This is a genomic window from Mesorhizobium sp. C277A, from assembly GCF_040324395.1.
Classification (GTDB): domain Bacteria; phylum Pseudomonadota; class Alphaproteobacteria; order Rhizobiales; family Rhizobiaceae; genus Mesorhizobium.
Window position 1 is genome coordinate 5418646 of record NZ_JAMYVW010000002.1, and the last position, 15604, is coordinate 5434249.

General features: G+C 65.2%; 14 protein-coding genes. 11 read left to right on the forward strand and 3 right to left on the reverse strand.

Going from position 1 to position 15604, the window contains the following annotated elements:
* Positions 1-36 precede the first annotated feature (36 nt).
* From NKK52_RS26835 to NKK52_RS26855, 5 genes are all read left to right on the forward strand, one after another.
* On the forward strand, positions 37-1341 hold the full coding sequence (locus NKK52_RS26835; protein ID WP_023683566.1) for an ABC transporter substrate-binding protein: 1305 nt from the start codon (positions 37-39) through the stop codon (positions 1339-1341).
* A gap of 159 nt (positions 1342-1500) precedes the next feature.
* Positions 1501-2382 carry a branched-chain amino acid ABC transporter permease gene (locus tag NKK52_RS26840; RefSeq protein ID WP_023683565.1) on the forward strand — a complete coding sequence of 294 codons (882 nt, stop codon included), beginning with the start codon at positions 1501-1503 and terminating at the stop codon, positions 2380-2382.
* A complete protein-coding gene (locus NKK52_RS26845; protein WP_023683564.1) occupies positions 2379-3341 on the forward strand; it encodes a branched-chain amino acid ABC transporter permease in 963 nt (320 codons plus the stop codon). Before NKK52_RS26840 ends, NKK52_RS26845 begins: the two co-directional genes overlap by 4 nt.
* Positions 3338-4063: an ABC transporter ATP-binding protein gene (locus NKK52_RS26850; protein ID WP_023683563.1), complete on the forward strand. Its 726-nt coding sequence runs from the start codon at positions 3338-3340 to the stop codon at positions 4061-4063. The genes NKK52_RS26845 and NKK52_RS26850 overlap by 4 nt, the downstream gene beginning before the upstream one ends.
* Positions 4060-4797, forward strand: coding sequence for an ABC transporter ATP-binding protein (locus NKK52_RS26855; protein WP_023683562.1), 738 nt, complete (start codon positions 4060-4062; stop codon positions 4795-4797). The genes NKK52_RS26850 and NKK52_RS26855 overlap by 4 nt, the downstream gene beginning before the upstream one ends.
* Here the strand turns inward: NKK52_RS26855 and NKK52_RS26860 are convergent, their stop codons facing one another.
* Both NKK52_RS26860 and pncA read right to left on the reverse strand, forming a co-directional pair.
* Positions 4798-6165 carry a sodium:proton antiporter gene (locus tag NKK52_RS26860; protein ID WP_050591979.1) on the reverse strand — a complete coding sequence of 456 codons (1368 nt, stop codon included), beginning with the start codon at positions 6163-6165 and terminating at the stop codon, positions 4798-4800.
* Positions 6166-6250: 85 nt separating this feature from the next.
* Positions 6251-6865 carry a bifunctional nicotinamidase/pyrazinamidase gene (pncA, locus tag NKK52_RS26865; RefSeq protein ID WP_023683560.1) on the reverse strand — a complete coding sequence of 205 codons (615 nt, stop codon included), beginning with the start codon at positions 6863-6865 and terminating at the stop codon, positions 6251-6253.
* 281 nt (positions 6866-7146) lie between these two features.
* On the opposite strand from pncA, the gene NKK52_RS26870 reads away from it, so the two are divergent.
* From NKK52_RS26870 to NKK52_RS26895, 6 genes are read left to right on the forward strand one after another with little or no spacing between them, the layout of a single operon-like run.
* Positions 7147-8010, forward strand: a complete 864-nt coding sequence (locus NKK52_RS26870) for an FAD binding domain-containing protein (protein ID WP_023683559.1) — start codon at positions 7147-7149, stop codon at positions 8008-8010.
* Between the two features lie 11 nt (positions 8011-8021).
* Positions 8022-10985: a molybdopterin-dependent oxidoreductase gene (locus NKK52_RS26875; protein WP_031197791.1), complete on the forward strand. Its 2964-nt coding sequence runs from the start codon at positions 8022-8024 to the stop codon at positions 10983-10985.
* Positions 10982-12523, forward strand: coding sequence for a hypothetical protein (locus NKK52_RS26880; protein WP_023683557.1), 1542 nt, complete (start codon positions 10982-10984; stop codon positions 12521-12523). Before NKK52_RS26875 ends, NKK52_RS26880 begins: the two co-directional genes overlap by 4 nt.
* Positions 12523-13407 (forward strand): UPF0280 family protein, encoded by an 885-nt coding sequence (locus tag NKK52_RS26885; RefSeq protein ID WP_023683556.1) that lies wholly within the window; start codon positions 12523-12525, stop codon positions 13405-13407. Before NKK52_RS26880 ends, NKK52_RS26885 begins: the two co-directional genes overlap by 1 nt.
* Positions 13400-13984 carry an amino acid synthesis family protein gene (locus tag NKK52_RS26890; protein ID WP_023683555.1) on the forward strand — a complete coding sequence of 195 codons (585 nt, stop codon included), beginning with the start codon at positions 13400-13402 and terminating at the stop codon, positions 13982-13984. Before NKK52_RS26885 ends, NKK52_RS26890 begins: the two co-directional genes overlap by 8 nt.
* Entirely contained in the window at positions 13981-14442 is a 462-nt protein-coding gene (locus NKK52_RS26895) for a MarR family winged helix-turn-helix transcriptional regulator (RefSeq protein ID WP_023671294.1), read from the forward strand. The genes NKK52_RS26890 and NKK52_RS26895 overlap by 4 nt, the downstream gene beginning before the upstream one ends.
* Here NKK52_RS26895 and NKK52_RS26900 read toward each other — a convergent pair.
* Positions 14439-15554 (reverse strand): aminomethyl transferase family protein, encoded by a 1116-nt coding sequence (locus tag NKK52_RS26900; protein ID WP_023683554.1) that lies wholly within the window; start codon positions 15552-15554, stop codon positions 14439-14441. The two genes, NKK52_RS26895 and NKK52_RS26900, sit on opposite strands and share 4 nt — an antisense overlap.
* Positions 15555-15604: the final 50 nt, after the last annotated feature.

The following is a 15604-nucleotide window of genomic DNA, read 5'->3' on the forward strand; positions in this document are numbered from 1 at the left end:
TACAGACAGTCAAAACTCAAAAACAGGGGAACTGCCGTGACTGACAAGAATGGGTTTTTCGATCTCTCCAAATCCACCCTTAGCCGCCGCACCGCGCTGAAAGGTCTCGCCGCCGGCGCCGGGCTGACGCTCGCGCCCGGCTTCGTCCGCTACAGCCAGGCGCAGAGTTCGGCGCCAATCAAGATCGGCTTCCAGTCGCACCGCACCGGCATCGGCGCCGCCTATGGCCGCTGGTACGAAAAGACCAGTGCCGCCGCGGTCAAGGCGATCAACGATGCCGGCGGCATCAACGGCCGGCCGGTCGAACTGGTGATCGAGGATGACGGCACCGATCCCGGCCGTGGCGCCGAAGTGGTCGGCAAGTTCGCCACCCAGCACAAGACCGACATCGTCTTCGGCACGCTGTTCTCGCATGTCGTGATCGGCTCGGCGCCGGCCGCCGGCGAAAACAAGATCCCTTATTTCGTCGTCAGCGAAGGCCACCATGTCGCTTCGACCAAGCTCAACCGCTACGTCTTCCAGCCCGGCATCACCGATGTGAAGAGCCAGATCCAGTCGATGGCGCCATGGATCGCGGCCAATGCCGGCAAGAAGGTGACGCAGATCTTCCCGGATTTCGCCTTCGGCTACGACCATCGCGACTACCTGCCGCCGGCGCTGAAGGCGCAAGGCGCCGAGGTCATCGCCCAGATCGCCATCCCGCCGACAGAGTCGTCTTTTACGAAATACTTCCCGCAGATACCGGCCGAGACCGAAGTCATCTACCACGTGATGGTCGGCCCGGCCGTGCTCACCTTCGTCAAGGAACTCGGCGAGTTCTACGGCTCCAACCGGCCGCAGCTGTTCGGCTTCATCGATTCGCTCGAAGCCACCGACATCAACAGCCCCGGCCTCGAATTCCTGGACGGCAGCCATTTCTGGGAAGGCTCGCCGCGCTATGCCCAGGCCAATGACTCGGCCGCGCAGAAAGCCTACCGCGCCGCCGTTGGCATCGACGAAAATGGCGCTGCCGTCGGCGACCCCAAGGACGTCTCCACCGCCGCCCACATGTTCGGCTGCTGGGAGACGCTCTATGTCGTCAAGAAGGCGATGGAAGACGCCGGCTACAAGGGCCTGGAAGACCGCGCCAAGCTGGTCGAGGCGACCGAGGCGCTGACCGAATTCGCCGAAGGGCCGGAGCATCCGCAGGGGCCGAAGACCTTCAACGGCAAGATCCACCAGTGTTTTGGCATCCAGAACATCTCCAAGGTCGAAGGTGGCAAGCTGAATGTCGTCCACAAGACCAAGATCGAGGACGGGCTTTACGAGGCCGAAGGGGATTATACGACGCAGGCGCTGTGAGGCGCCTTACCCTCCCCCTTGTGGGGAGGGTCGGCACGCAAGCTTCGCACTTTTGCGAAGCTTGCGAGACGGGGTGGGGGTCGCGACGGCCCGTGCCCAACCCCCACCCGACCGCTGCGCGGTCACCCTCCCCACAAGGGGAGGGTAAGGGCGCCCTGAATGCATTTCGGACCCCATCTCCTCCTCGCCGCCCTCGAAGGCCTTGTCACCTCAGCCGTGCTGGCGCTGACGGCGCTTGGGCTGTCGCTGGTGTTCGGCGTCATGCGCGTCGTCAACGTCGCCCATGGCGAGTTCTTCATGCTGGGCGCGGTGCTGGCCTGGGCGATCTCGACGGCGATACCCGGCCATCCCACGCTCGGCTTCCTGGCGGCGCTGGTGATTGCGCCGCTGATTGTCGGCGCCATTGCGCTGGTAGCCGAGCGGCTTGTGCTGCGGCGGCTCAATTACAATCCGGAAGCCACCATCGTCGCCACGATCGGCATGCTCTACATCATCCAGCAGCTGGCGTTGAGCTTCTATGGCCCGGAAGCCCGCCCGGTGGAGCCGCCCTTCAGCTACCGCATCCTTTTGCCCTGGTTCGGCTATTCCGGCTACAAGCTGTCGATCATTGCCGCTTCGGCCCTTCTGCTCATCGCCACCTGGCTGGTGCTGACGCGCACCAAGATCGGCCTCATCATGCGCGCCACCCAATATGACAGCGAGACGGCGCAGGCCTTCGGCATTCCGGTCGCCCGCGTCTATGCCGGCGTCTTCGCGCTCGGCGCCATGCTGGCGGCCATCGCCGCCGTGCTGATCGTGCCGATCAGTCAGGCGCACTACCTGATGGGGCAGGACCCGCTGCTGTTGTCCTTCATCGTCGTCATCATCGGCGGCCTCGGCTCGCTGCGCGGCACCGTCGTTGCCGCCGTGCTGATCGGCCTGTCCGATGGCATCATCTCGGTGTTCTTCTCGCCGACTTTGGCCAAGATCATAGCCACGCTGCTGGTGGCCATGGTGCTGGTGTTCAGGCCGCAAGGCCTGTTCGGGCAGGCGCCGCGATGAGCGAAGCTTCGCCGGCAAAAGCGTATGCATTGCATATCGGCGCCATCGCGCTGCTGTTCGCCCTGAGCTTCGTCCTGCCGGATTATCATCACGGCCTGCTCGCCCGCATCATGGTGCTGGCGGTGTTCGCCATGGGCTACAACATGCTGTTCGGCTATGTCGGCCTGCTCAGCCTCGGCCACGCCATGTTCTTCGCCGCCGGGCTCTATGGCGCTGGTCTCGCCGTCATCCATCTCGGCTGGAGCGTGCCTTTGGCTTTCCTCGCCGGTATCGCCTGCGGCGCGCTGCTGGCACTTGTGATCGGCCTGCTGGCGCTGCGCACCACCGGCGTCGCCTTCATGATCGTCACCATGATGTTCGCGCAGGTGTTTTACCTCACCATCCTCTATTTCGCCGCCTGGACCGGCGGCGACCAGGGTCTGGTGGTGCCGCAGCCGGCGCGGGTTCTGGCCTTCGGCTCGACATCGCTCGACCTCACCAACCCGACCGTGCGCTACATGAGCGCGCTGGCGCTGTTCTCGGTCGTGCTGCTGATCACCCTCGCCATCGTCCGCTCCCGCTATGGCCGCGTGCTGGTCGCGGTGCGCGAGAACGAGGAGCGCACGAAAATGCTGGGCTACGACACCTTCTCCAACAAGCTGATCGCCGTCGTCGTCTCCGGCACCATCTGCGCCGCCTCGGGTGCGGCCTATGCGCTGCTGTTCGGCTATGTCGGCTCGAGCTTTGCCTCGGTGCAGTATTCCATCCTGCCGCTGCTCTGGGTGCTGCTCGGCGGCGCCGCCACGACGCTGGGCGCGCTGCTCGGCACGGTGTTCATGTACTATGTCATCGACACCGCCAGCGGCTACACCTCCGCCTATCTCCTGATCGTCGGTATTGCGCTCATCCTGCTGGTGCTGTTTTTCCCCAAAGGCATTCTGGGCACCATCCGCCAGCGCTGGCTCGGGTGGCTGCCATGATGCCGTTGCTGACCACCAAAGGCCTGGCGCGCAGTTTCGGCGGCCTGCGCGCCGTCGACGGTGTCGATTTTCAGCTGATGCCGGGCGAGATCCGCGCCGTCATCGGTCCCAATGGCGCTGGCAAAACCACCTTCGTCAGCCTGGTCAGCGGCCGCATTCAGCCATCGTCCGGCATGATCGTCTTCGACGGCGCCGACATCACCAGCCAGCCGGCCTATCTCAGGGTGCGCCGGGGCATCGCCTACACCTTCCAGATCACCAGCGTCTTCGCCAACCTCTCTGCCTACGATAATGTCGCGCTGCCGGTGCAGCGCACGCTGACCGATGCCCGCTCGAAAGGTGCGGTGCGCACCGGCGTCATGGCCGCGCTGGAACGCACCGGACTGGCCGGCCGCGCCCATATGCCGGCCGGCCAGCTTTCCTACGGCCATCAGCGCCTGCTGGAAGTGGCAATGGGCCTGGCGCTGAAGCCGCGGCTTTTGATCCTCGACGAGCCGACGCAAGGGCTGGCCGACAGCGAGATCGACAATTTCATCGAACTGGTGCGCGAGATCGCCAAGAGCGCCACCGTGCTTTTGATCGAGCACAACATGCCTGTCGTCATGCAGCTGGCCGACCGCATCACGGTCTTCAACGCCGGCAGGATCCTGGCCGAAGGCACGCCCGAACAGGTTCGCGCCAACACACAGGTGCAGGAAGCCTATCTGGGGACGGCGCCATGAGCGAAGCCCCCAAGACTGAAGCCCACGAGACTGAAGCGCTGACTATCTCCAGGCTCGACTGCTTCTATGGCGAGGTTCAGGTGCTCTATGGGCTCGACCTAGTGCTCAACAAGGGCGAGGTGCTGTGCCTGTTCGGTCGCAACGGCGCCGGCAAGACGACGACGCTGAAAGCGATCATGGGGCTGGTTCGGTCGAGCGCCGGTTCGATCCGGCTCGCCGGCAAGGAGTTGACCGGCCTGGCGGCGCATGAGGTGCCCAAGGCCGGCGTCGCCTATGTGCCCCAGGGCAGGCGGCTGTTCGCCGAGATGACGGTGGCGGAAAACATCGAGATCGGCCTGATGGCGCGCGGCAAGGGAAGAGCGACGCGCGAGAGCGTGCTCGACCTCTTCCCGCTGCTGCGCCAGCGGCTGCGGCAGCGCTCCGGCACTTTGTCCGGTGGCGAACAGCAGATGCTGGCCATGGCCCGCGCGCTTTGTCTGGAGCCGCAGGTGCTGTTGCTAGACGAGCCGACCGAAGGGCTGATGCCGTCGATGATCGCCAAGATCCGCGAGACGGTGGTGAAGCTGCGTGAGCTAGGTGTCTCCACCATTCTGGTCGAACAGCGCGTCGACGCCGTGCTGTCGGTCGCCGACCGCGTCTGCTTCATCGAAAACGGCCGCAACCGCGAGACCGTCGATGTCGAGCAATTGCGCGCCGACCCATCGGCAGTCAGGCGCTATGTCGGCGTCGGCTGATCAGCCGAAAAACAGGAACCCGGCGATCAAAAAGATCGGGATCAGCACCAGCCCTGACCATGCCATGTAGCCGAAGAAGCCCGGCATCTTCACACCGCGGTGTCGGGCGATGGCGTAGACCATGAAGTTGGGTGCATTGCCGATATAGGTGTTGGCCCCCATGAACACCGCGCCGGCCGAGATCGCGGCCAGCGTCGAGGCCGCCTCCGTCATCAGGTGCCGCGCGTCGCCGCCTGCGAGTTCGAAGAGCACCAGATAGGTCGGCGCATTGTCGAGGAAGGACGACAGCCCGCCGGTCAGCCAGAAATAGGCGAGATCATTGGGCTGCCCGGTGGGTGACGTCACCAGCGCGACCAGCGGCGCCAGCGCGCCGTCATGGCCGGCGCGAAGGATGGCAATGACCGGCACGATGCAGATGAAGATGCCAGCAAACAGTTTCGCCACCTCCGCGATCGGGCCCCAGGTGAAGCCGTTGGCCTCGCGATGGCTCTTGAGTGACACGACAAGCGACAGTCCGGCGAGCCCCAGGATAATGGCGTCGCGCGCCAGGTTCTGCAGTTCGAGGCTCACGCCCAGCACTGAAAAGCTCACGCCCGGCTTCCACGCTGCCGACAGCAGGATCGCGGCAATGACGCCGGCCAGCAGCGGCAGATTGGCCAGGCCGCGAAGGCGCACCTTCGTATCCGGCGTCGGATCCTTGATCTTCGGCGCGCCGCCTTCACGGCGATGCAGCATGATGTCGATGGCCAGGAAGACAAGCAGCACCAGGCCGCCGGTAAACAGCGTCTCGCGCCAGAGGTTCGCCGACGTCCAGAAGAAGTCGACGCCGCGCAGGAAGCCGACGAACAATGGCGGGTCGCCCAAGGGCGTCAACGAGCCGCCGATGTTGGACACCAGGAAGATGAAGAAGATGACGACATGGGCGTTGAACTGCCGGTTGTCGTTGGCGCGCAGCATCGGCCGGATCAGGATCATCGAGGCGCCGGTGGTGCCGATCACCGAGGCCAGCATCGCCCCGACGAGCAGCAGCCCGGCATTGACCAGCGGCGTGCCATGGATGTTGCCGGCGACAAGGATGCCGCCCGAAATGGTGTAGAGCGCGAACAGCAGGATAATGAAGGACATGTATTCGGTGAGCAGCGTGTGCAGCACGGCTTCACCGGCTACCGGAACGCCGAATGCAACCATCAGCGGGATGACCGCCAGCGCTGCCCAGCCGGCGGCGATCTTGCCGTAATGATGCTCCCAGACATAGTGGAACAGCAGCGGTCCGGTGGCGATCGAGAGCAGCAGGCCGGCGAAAGGCAGCGCCCACCACAGCGACATGGCAGCATCGGGCAGGCCGCGGGCCTCGGCCGCGAAGGCCATTTGCGGAGACACAGCGGAAGCGAGTACACCTGCCGCGAAAGCCTTCCCCAACTGTGTGCAGCCCCCTCGATGCGTCACGATCCAGTCACTCCGAGATCGGGTCTTCGAGCTTCACCCCGGCATCGCGCATCCTCTTCAGCATCGCCTCGACCGAACCGTTTAGATCGATGCCGCGGCACGCGTCGAGCCGCACCGTCGTCTTGAAGCCTTGCTTGACCGCGTCGAGGGCCGAAAAGGCAACGCAGAAGTCGGTCGCCAGGCCAACCAGGGTCACACTGTCGATGCTGCGCTCCTTGAGGTAGCCGGCGAGCCCCGTCGGCGTCTTGTGGTCGTTCTCGAAGAAGGCGGAGTAGCTGTCGATATCAGGGCGAAATCCCTTGCGGATCACCAGCTCGGCCTTGGTCCAGGCGAGCCCCGAGTGAAAATCCGAGCCGAGGCTGCCCTGGATGCAATGGTCCGGCCACAGCGTCTGCGGCCCATAGGGCATCTCGATCGCGCTAAAGGGCTGCGCCCCCGGATGGCTGGAGGCAAAGCTCGAATGTCCGGCCGGGTGCCAGTCCTGCGTCAGCACGACATGCTCGGCATGCCGAATCAGATCGTTGACCAGCGGCACGATTTCGTCGCCGCCGGCAACCGCCAGTGCGCCGCCGGGGCAGAAGTCGTTTTGCAGGTCGATGACAACAAGCGCTTCGTCGGCCATGGCGCCTCTCCTCTTCTACGTCTCGAACGGGGGATCGAGTGAAATACGCCGCTGATGCGACCGGATGCTGAAACTTGACCGGATGGCCGCCTGCGTCAACCTCTGCAAGCGTAAGAAATGCTTGGCGGCCGGGTTCCCTTAAACTCCGGCTTTGACAATTTCCGCCAGCTTGATATCATTTGCATACGAATGAATTTGGCCTGATCAGACACTGGCGGGTTCGGGAAGTCCCCACCTTTGAAGGCCCCAATGGGAAGGCCGATTTTTTTGGAAGGCAAAGCGTGATCCGTTACGCGAAACCCACCACGCTCGACGAGGCGCTCGCTCTGCTGGGCGAGGGCGCCTGGCGCGTGCTTGCCGGCGGCACCGATTTCTATCCAGCGCAGGGCGCCAAACCGTTCCGCGACAATGTTCTCGATATTAACGGCCTGCACTCGCTGCGCGGCATTGCCGAGACCGAAACCCATTGGGTTTTGGGCGCCCGCACCACCTGGACCGACCTTGTCCGCCATCCATTGCCGGCGGCTTTCGATGCGCTGAAGCAGGCCGCGCGCGAAGTGGGCTCCCTGCAGATCCAGAATGTCGCCTCGATCGCCGGCAATCTCTGCAATGCTTCGCCTGCCGCCGATGGCGTTCCGGGACTGCTGGTGCTGGACGCCGAGGTCGAGCTGCGCTCTGCAGCCGGGACGCGTCATCTGCCGCTGCAGGAGTTCATTCTCGGCAACCGCCGCACCGCGCTGCTACCGGGCGAGCTGGTTACCGCCATCCGGGTGCCGAAGCCCAGGGCCACCGGCACGTCGGCCTTCGTCAAGCTCGGTGCGCGGCGCTACCTCGTCATCTCCATCGCCATGGTGGCGGCGCGCCTCGTTGCCGAGGATGGCATGGTCATGGAAGCCGCTGTCGCGGTCGGGTCCTGCTCGGCCGTGGCCAAGCGGCTCGCCGCTGTCGAAGCCGTGCTGGTGGGCAAGCCTGTCGGCCCGGCACTCGCCGATGCGCTCCTGTCCGCGCCGATGGCCGAGCTCTCGCCGATTGCCGACGTGCGCGGCAGCGCCGAATACCGGCTCGACGCAGCGCGCGAGCTTGTCGCCCGCGCCGTGCTGAGGGCTTGCGGACTGACGAACGACAACAGCATGGTGGCGGCATGAGCCACTCCGAGATGATTGAAGCCCTGCCCGACCTCGTGCCGGGCGTCGGCCTCGATCGCGCCGAGATCGCCTTCGCCGTCAATGGCGCCGCCGTCTCGGTCAATGTGCCGCCGCTGCGCCGTCTGTCGCAGGTTTTGCGCGACGAATTGCAGCTGACGGGCACCAAGGTTGGCTGCGATGCCGGCGATTGCGGCGCCTGCACGGTGCTGGTCGACGGCGACGCCGTCTGCGCCTGCCTGATGCCGGCGGCCTCCGCAGCCGGGACGTCCGTAACGACCGTCGAAGGCCTCGCCAATGGCCGGCTCTCGGCTCTGCAGGCGTCCTTCCTGGCACATGGCGCCGCGCAATGCGGCATCTGCACGCCGGCGCTGCTGGTCGCGGCAACGGCGCTGGTGGATGGCACGCCGAATCCGACCGAGACCGAGGTGCAGGATGCGCTGGGTGGCATCCTGTGCCGTTGCACCGGGTACAGAAAGATCATTGCGGCAGTGATGGATGCGGGACGGTTCGAGACGTCGACCGACGGCGCTGCCCCTCATCCGCCTGCCGGCACCTTCACCCCGTATAGTGACGGGGAGAAGGGAAGTGCTCCAGCGCCGACGCTCCCCTCTCCCCGTTCTTCACGGGAAGAGGGTAAGGGTGAGGGGCAGCGCCAACGTCATTCGTTGGAATTCAACTTTGAACGTAGAATGCCAACCACAGGGAATGCTGTAGGCGCCTCCCCGGTCCGGCTCGACGGCGTGCCAAAAGTCACCGGCGCTGAAAAATTCGGCGCCGATGCCTTTCCCGCCGATGCGCTGGCCGTGCTGGTGGTCCGCTCGCCGCATTATCATGCCGGCTTCGCCTTCGGCGACCTGGAGGGCTGGGTGAAGTCGCATCCCGGCATCGCCGGCGTCTTCACCGCCGCCGACATTCCGGGAAAAAACTGTTTCGGCGTCATCGGTCCGTTTGCCGACCAGCCGGCGCTGGCCGAAGGCTTTGCGCGGCTGCGCGGCGAGGCAGTGGCGCTGGTCGCCGGCGAGCGCGAGGCCATGCTCGATCTCGACCTCCAGGATTTCCCGGTCCGCTGGACCGAGCTGCCGCATTTTCTGCAGCCCGGCGACGCGCAGGCAGAAGGGGCGGCGCTCATCCACGCGAACCGCCCGGCCAATTTGTTGACCAAGGGCTTTGTCGAGCGCGGCGACCCCGAGGCGGCGCTTGGCGAGGCTGCCTTCACAGTGTCCGGTGCCATCGACACCTCCTATGTCGAGCACGCCTATATCGAGCCGGAAGCCGGCCATGCCTACATGGACGGCGACACGCTGGTCGTCGTCGCCTGCACCCAGGCCCCCTACATGGATCGCGACGAAACGGCGAAGGTGCTCGGTCTTGCCGTCGACAAGGTGCGCATCGTGCCGACCGCGACCGGCGGCGGCTTCGGCTCGAAACTGGACGTTTCACTGCAGCCGCTCATCGGCCTTGTGGCACTGAAAACCGGCCGGCCGGCGGCGCTTGCCTACACCCGCACCGAATCGATGATGTCGACCACCAAGCGCCACCCCGCCGAGATGAAGGCGACGATCGGCACTGACGCCGAGGGCCATGTCACCGGCATGATCTTTTCCGGCGATTTCAACACCGGCGCCTATGCCAGCTGGGGCCCGACCGTCGCCAACCGCGTGCCGGTGCATGCCTCCGGTCCCTATGCGACGCCGAATTACCGCGCCGAAGGCCGCGCCATCCACACCCACGGGCCGATTTCCGGCGCCTTCCGCGGCTTCGGCGTGCCGCAGGCGACGATCATGCAGGAGACGCTCTATGATGAGCTCGCCGGCAAGCTGGGCATGGACCGGCTCGATTTTCGGCTGAAGAACTGCCTTCGGAACGGATCCGAAACGGTTACCGGACAGCGACTGGAGTCGGGCGTCGGCATATTCGAGTGCCTCGACTCCTTGCGGCCGCATTGGGCTCGCGCGAAGGCCGACGCAGATACATTCAACAATGCCAATACGAGCAAAAAGCGCGGCGTCGGCATCGCGTCCTGCTGGTATGGCTGCGGCAACACCTCGCTGCCCAATCCGTCGACCATCCGGGTCGGTATCTCGCCAGAGGGGGAGGTCATCCTGCATCAGGGCGCCGTCGATATCGGCCAGGGCTCCAACACCGTCATTGCCCAGATCTGCGCCGACGCACTTGACCTGCCGCTGGAAAAATTCAAGCTGAGAAGCGCCGACACCGCGATCAGCCCGGACGCCGGCAAAACATCGGCCTCGCGCCAGACTTTTGTCACCGGCAAGGCGGCCGAAAAAGCCGGCCGCGCCTTGCGCGAAAAGATCCTGCGCTTTGCCAATGTCTCGGAGAACGCGGCCCTGCAATTGGACGGTCCGGTGATCGTCATTCGTGAGGGCGAAGCCACTCGGCGTATCGATCTCGCCGCGCTCGATGTCGATGCGGACAGTTTCGTCTTTCGCGCTGAGGAGACCTACGATCCGCCGACGCTGCCGCTCGATGCCAAGGGCCAGGGCAAGCCTTACGCCGTCTACGGCTATGGCGCGCAGATCGCCGAACTCGAGGTCGACCTCAAGCTCGGCACGGTGAAGCTCTTGAAAATCACCGCCGCGCACGATGTCGGCAAGGCTATCAACCCGCTGCTGGTCGAAGGCCAGATCGAAGGCGGCATCGCGCAAGGCATCGGCATGGCGCTGATGGAGGAATACATCCCCGGCCGCACCGAGAATTTGCACGACTATCTCATCCCGACCATCGGCGATGTGCCTGAGATCGAGCACATATTGATCGAGGTTCCCGATCCGGAGGGACCGTTCGGCGCCAAGGGCCTGGGCGAGCATGTGCTGATCCCGACCGCACCCGCCATCCTCAACGCCATACGCCACGCCACCGGCGTTCTCATCACCAAGGTTCCGGCGACGCCGACGCGCATCCGCGCCGCCATCCGCGAAAAAGATGGCATCCGCGACAAGGAGGCACGCCGATGAGCGAGCTTGCCGAACGCTTCGAAACCCACGATCCGGGCGAAAAGCTGGTGGCGGAAAAGATCCGCTGCGATGCCTGTCCGGTGATGTGCTACATCGCCGATGGCCGCACCGGCGCCTGCGACCGCTACGGCAATGTCGGTGGCCGCATCGTGCGTATGGACCCGCTGACCATCCTCGATCATGCGGCAGAGAGTGGCGCCGCGGTCGTGCCCTTCACCGCCGAGGGCGAGCAATGGGACGGCGAACTGGTCAACAACGGCCGCCGCTTCGTCACTGCGATCGGCGCCGGCACCACCTATCCCGACTACAAGCCGGCCCCCTTCATCGTCAGCCAGGAGGTCGAGGGCGTCGATCTGGTGACCGTGGTCACCGAAGGCATTTTTTCGTACTGCGGCGTCAAGGTGAAGATCGACACGGACCGTCATCTCGGCCCCGAAACGGCAATCGTGCGCGCGCAAGGCGAGGCGATCGGCCACGTCACGACAGGCGAGTATGGCTCGCAGATGCTGTCGCTGGGCGGCGTGCATCATCTGACCGGCGGCTCCAAGGCCGAAGGCCGGGCAACCTGTGACGCGATGCTCAGTCTGTGCAATCGCAAGCCGGTCGAACTGACCATCGATGGCGGCGCCACCATCACCGTCGAAGCCGGCAAACCACCTGTCATCGACGGCAAGCAGGAACACCGCATGCGGGTCGGCTGCGGCTCGGCCACCATCGGCATGTTCGCCACGCAATGGCGCGGCCTTGTCGACGAGGTGGTGGTGGTCGACGACCACATCACCGGCGTCGTCTCCGAGCATCAGGCCGGCAAGGTGCTGGGCTGGCAGGACACCGGCATCAAGATCATCGGCCGCCGTTCGACGCCGGGCCGCTATTTCAAGGTTTCCGAGCCCGGCCTCGGCTGGGGCGGCACCTCGATTTCCGACCCGCTGTCGATCCTCGGCGAATGGAACGCCAAGAAGGGCGCCCGCCCCGGCCTGTCGCTGCTGATGGTGTCGACCACCGGCGAGCAGTTCGCCTATTACGAGCTCGACGACGAGTTGAAGCCGGTGGAAAAACCGTTCCCCGAGCGGCTGCAGAAATCGGTCGGCCTGATCGAGGACAATTGCGAGCCGGCGCTCTGCACCGTGCTGTTCATCGGCGGCGCCGGCGGTTCGCTGCGCGCCGGCGTCACCGAAAACCCGGTCAATCTCACCCGCTCGGTGCAGGGCTTGAATACCTATGTTACCGTTGGCGGCGCGCCGGTCTATGTCTGGCCGGGCGGCGGCATCACGCTGATGGTCGACGTCATGCGCGTGCCGGAAGGCGCCTTCGGCTATGTGCCGACGCCGGCGCTGGTGGCGCCGATCGAATTCACGCTACGCCGCGACGACTATGTCCGGCTGGGCGGCTACGAGGCCGAGATACGCAGCGTCGAGGATATCGTTGCCAAAGGCGGCGAATATCTCAACCCGCGCCGCGGCTCAGGCGCCGAGGCCCACAATCCATGGCCGCCGCTGGCGCAGTTGCGCCGCGTCGGCTCGAACGGGGCTTCTTGATGCAAGGCCCGCAAGTCCACTGGCTGCAGGACGGCAAGCGGCTGCACCTCAACCACGGGCCGATCGACCTGATCGTCGAGGCCTTTGGTGAGGCGGCTGAGTGTCGTGCCGCCTACGATCAGGCGATCGAGCGCTTCCAGACGATCCTGATCGAGTTGGTCGAGGAGCTTCCCGAATTGCGGCTGCCGGCATTTTTCCTGGCGCCGCGCACCTTCGCCGGCCCGACTGCGCGGCGCATGGAAGCAGCCGTCATGCCCTTGGCGGAATGCTTCATCACGCCGATGGCCGCCGTCGCCGGATCAGTAGCCGACGAAGTGCTCGCCGCGCTGCTTGCCGGTCGCAAGCTCGACCGGGCCTATGTCAACAATGGCGGCGACAGCGCCCTCCATATCGGCAAGGGCCAGTCGATGAACCTGGCGATCGCCGGCACCGGCAACGGCATGGCCGACCGCCTCACCATTCGCTCGGCGGACGGCGTGCGCGGCGTCGCCACCAGCGGCTGGCGCGGCCGTTCGTTCTCGCTTGGCATTGCCGACGCCGTCACCGTGCTGGCGCACACCGGCGCCGAGGCCGATGCGGCCGCGACACTCATTGCCAACGCCGTCGACCTGCCCGGCAATCCCGCCATCAAGCGCATTCCCGCGCAGGACTTGGCGCCCGACAGCGATCTCGGCGCGCGGCTGGTGACACAAGCCGTCGGCATGCTCGCGCGTGGCGATGTGGAGCGGGCGCTGGACAATGGCCTTGCCGTCGCCGAAGATTTTCGCCGGCGCGGCCTGATTGCCGCATCGGCGCTGTTTCTAGGTGGGGAAGCCCGCATCAGTGGTTCCATGGCGCTTGCCGCGCCCAACAAAAATCCAGGGAAGGAAGTTGCCCATGCCTGAGTTTCCGATCCGCAAGATCGCGGTTCTGACCGAAGAGATCTTTCACGATGGCGGGCCGGTCGCTGCTCTGCCGCGCCGCCGCGCTGCAGCCGTGGCCCTGGTGAAGAACCCGTTCGCCGGCCGCTACGTCGAAGAACTGCAGAGCGCCATGGACGATCTGAAGCCGCTCGGCCTGCTGCTCACCGACAAGCTCATTGCCGCATTGGGCGGCGACATCAAGCAGATCGACGCCTACGGCAAGGGCACCATCGTCGGTTCGTCAGGGGAGCTGGAGCACGGCGCGCTGTGGCATGTGCCGGGCGGTTACGCCATGCGCGAGCGGCTGGGCGACGCCAAGGCGATCGTGCCGTCGGCAACCAAGGTCGGCGCCTTCGGCTCGCGGCTCGACGTGCCGCTCGGCCACACCAACGCCGCCTATGTGCGTAGCCATTTCGACGCCATGGAGGTCGGTCTCAGCGACGGGCCGCGCGCCGACGAAATCCTGTTCTGCCTCGCCATGAGCTGCGGCCCCCGCGTGCACGACCGCATGGGCGGCCTGGCGGTCGGCGACATCAAGGCCTGGGACGGCTTGCGATGAGCGGCGGGGACAATCTTCTCAAGCTCGTCGAGGCCGAAGAGCCCGACGAACATGACTACCGCCTGCAGGAGCAGGTCGGCTTCATCCTGCGCAAGGCGCATCAGCGCCATGTCTCGATCTTTGCCGCCCAGATCAGCGACCTGACGCCGCCGCAATTCGCTGCACTTGCCAAGCTGCACGACGTCGGCGAGACCTCGCAGAACCAGTTGGGCACGCTGATCGCCATGGATGCGGCGACGGTCAAGGGCGTCATCGACCGGCTGAAGGCGCGTGGCCTGGTCGATCTGACCAAACACGAGGTCGACAAGAGGCGGCTGCTGGTCAACCTCACGCCAGAGGGACGCGAGGCGATCGAGCGGCTGATCCCGCTGGCCCGCGCCATCACCCAGGAAACGCTGGCGCCGCTGACCGCCAAGGAGGCCGCTACGTTTATGCGGCTGCTGGCGAAACTCGCCTAGGCGCGCAGTCTCGTGCCTTCTGGATCGAAGAACGGCATCGGCGCCACCACCGCGCGTGTCCGCTTGCCGTCAATGTCGGTGCTGAGTTCGGTGCCGATGGCGGTGAACGGCAGCCGCAGATGCGCGGTCGCCAGCACCTTGCCCAGCGAATAGCCGTGATCGCTATAGGTGACGACACCGGCATCCTCGCCGTCGGCGAAAACCCTGGCATCCGTCGCGGCCGGCTTGTCACCGTCGAGAATCAGCCCGGTCCAGCGTTCGTCGAGCCCCTTGCCGCGAATTGTGAGCAATGCCTCGCGGCCGATGAACTCGCCCTTGTCGAACTTGATCCAGCGATCGAGCCCGACATGGAAGGGCGTACGGCTCTCGTCCATGTCGATGCCATGCGCCGGATAGGCCTTTTCCAGCCCGAGCGTGAACATGGCCAGCACGCCGTATGGCTTCAGGCCGAAATCGCTACCGGTCCGCATCAGCGCGTCCCAGACGGAAGTGGCCTCGTCCGCCGGCACGAACAGTTCGAAGCCGAGCTCGCCGGTCGCCCCGGTGCGTGAGATCAGGACTTTGGTCTCGCCGACGCGCCCTGAAGTGAACGCCCAGCGTTTCAACTCTTCGAGATCGGCATCCGACACTATAGCTTTCAGCAGCTCGCGTGAGCGCGGCCCCTGTATGGTCGGGAAGGCGACGGCCGCGGTGATGTCGGTGACATAGGCCTTTCGCGCTTCAGCATGATGCTGCAGCCAGGGCAGCATCTTCAGCCGGTTGACCGAGCCGGTCACCAGCATGAAATGCTCAGGCGCCAGCCGGAACACGGTGAGGTCGTCCATGATGCCGCCATCGTCGCGGCAGACGGTGGAATAGCGCACCTGGCCGGGCTTCATCGCGGCGGCATCGTTGACGATGATGTGGTTGACCAGCGCCTCGGCTTCCGGCCCCTTGATGTCCATCTTGCCCATGGTGCTGAGATCCTGCACGCCGACATTCTTGCGCGTGTTCAGATGCTCGTCGGCGATGCCGGAATAAGTTTTGGCCGAGACGAAGTCGCCGCCGACCCGGCCCATCGTGGCGCCGAGGCCAACGATGCTGGTGTAGAAAGGGGAGCGCCGCTCAACCAAGAAACTTCTCCGTCATCTCATGAAAACGGCAGCGCCGGGTGGCGCTGCCG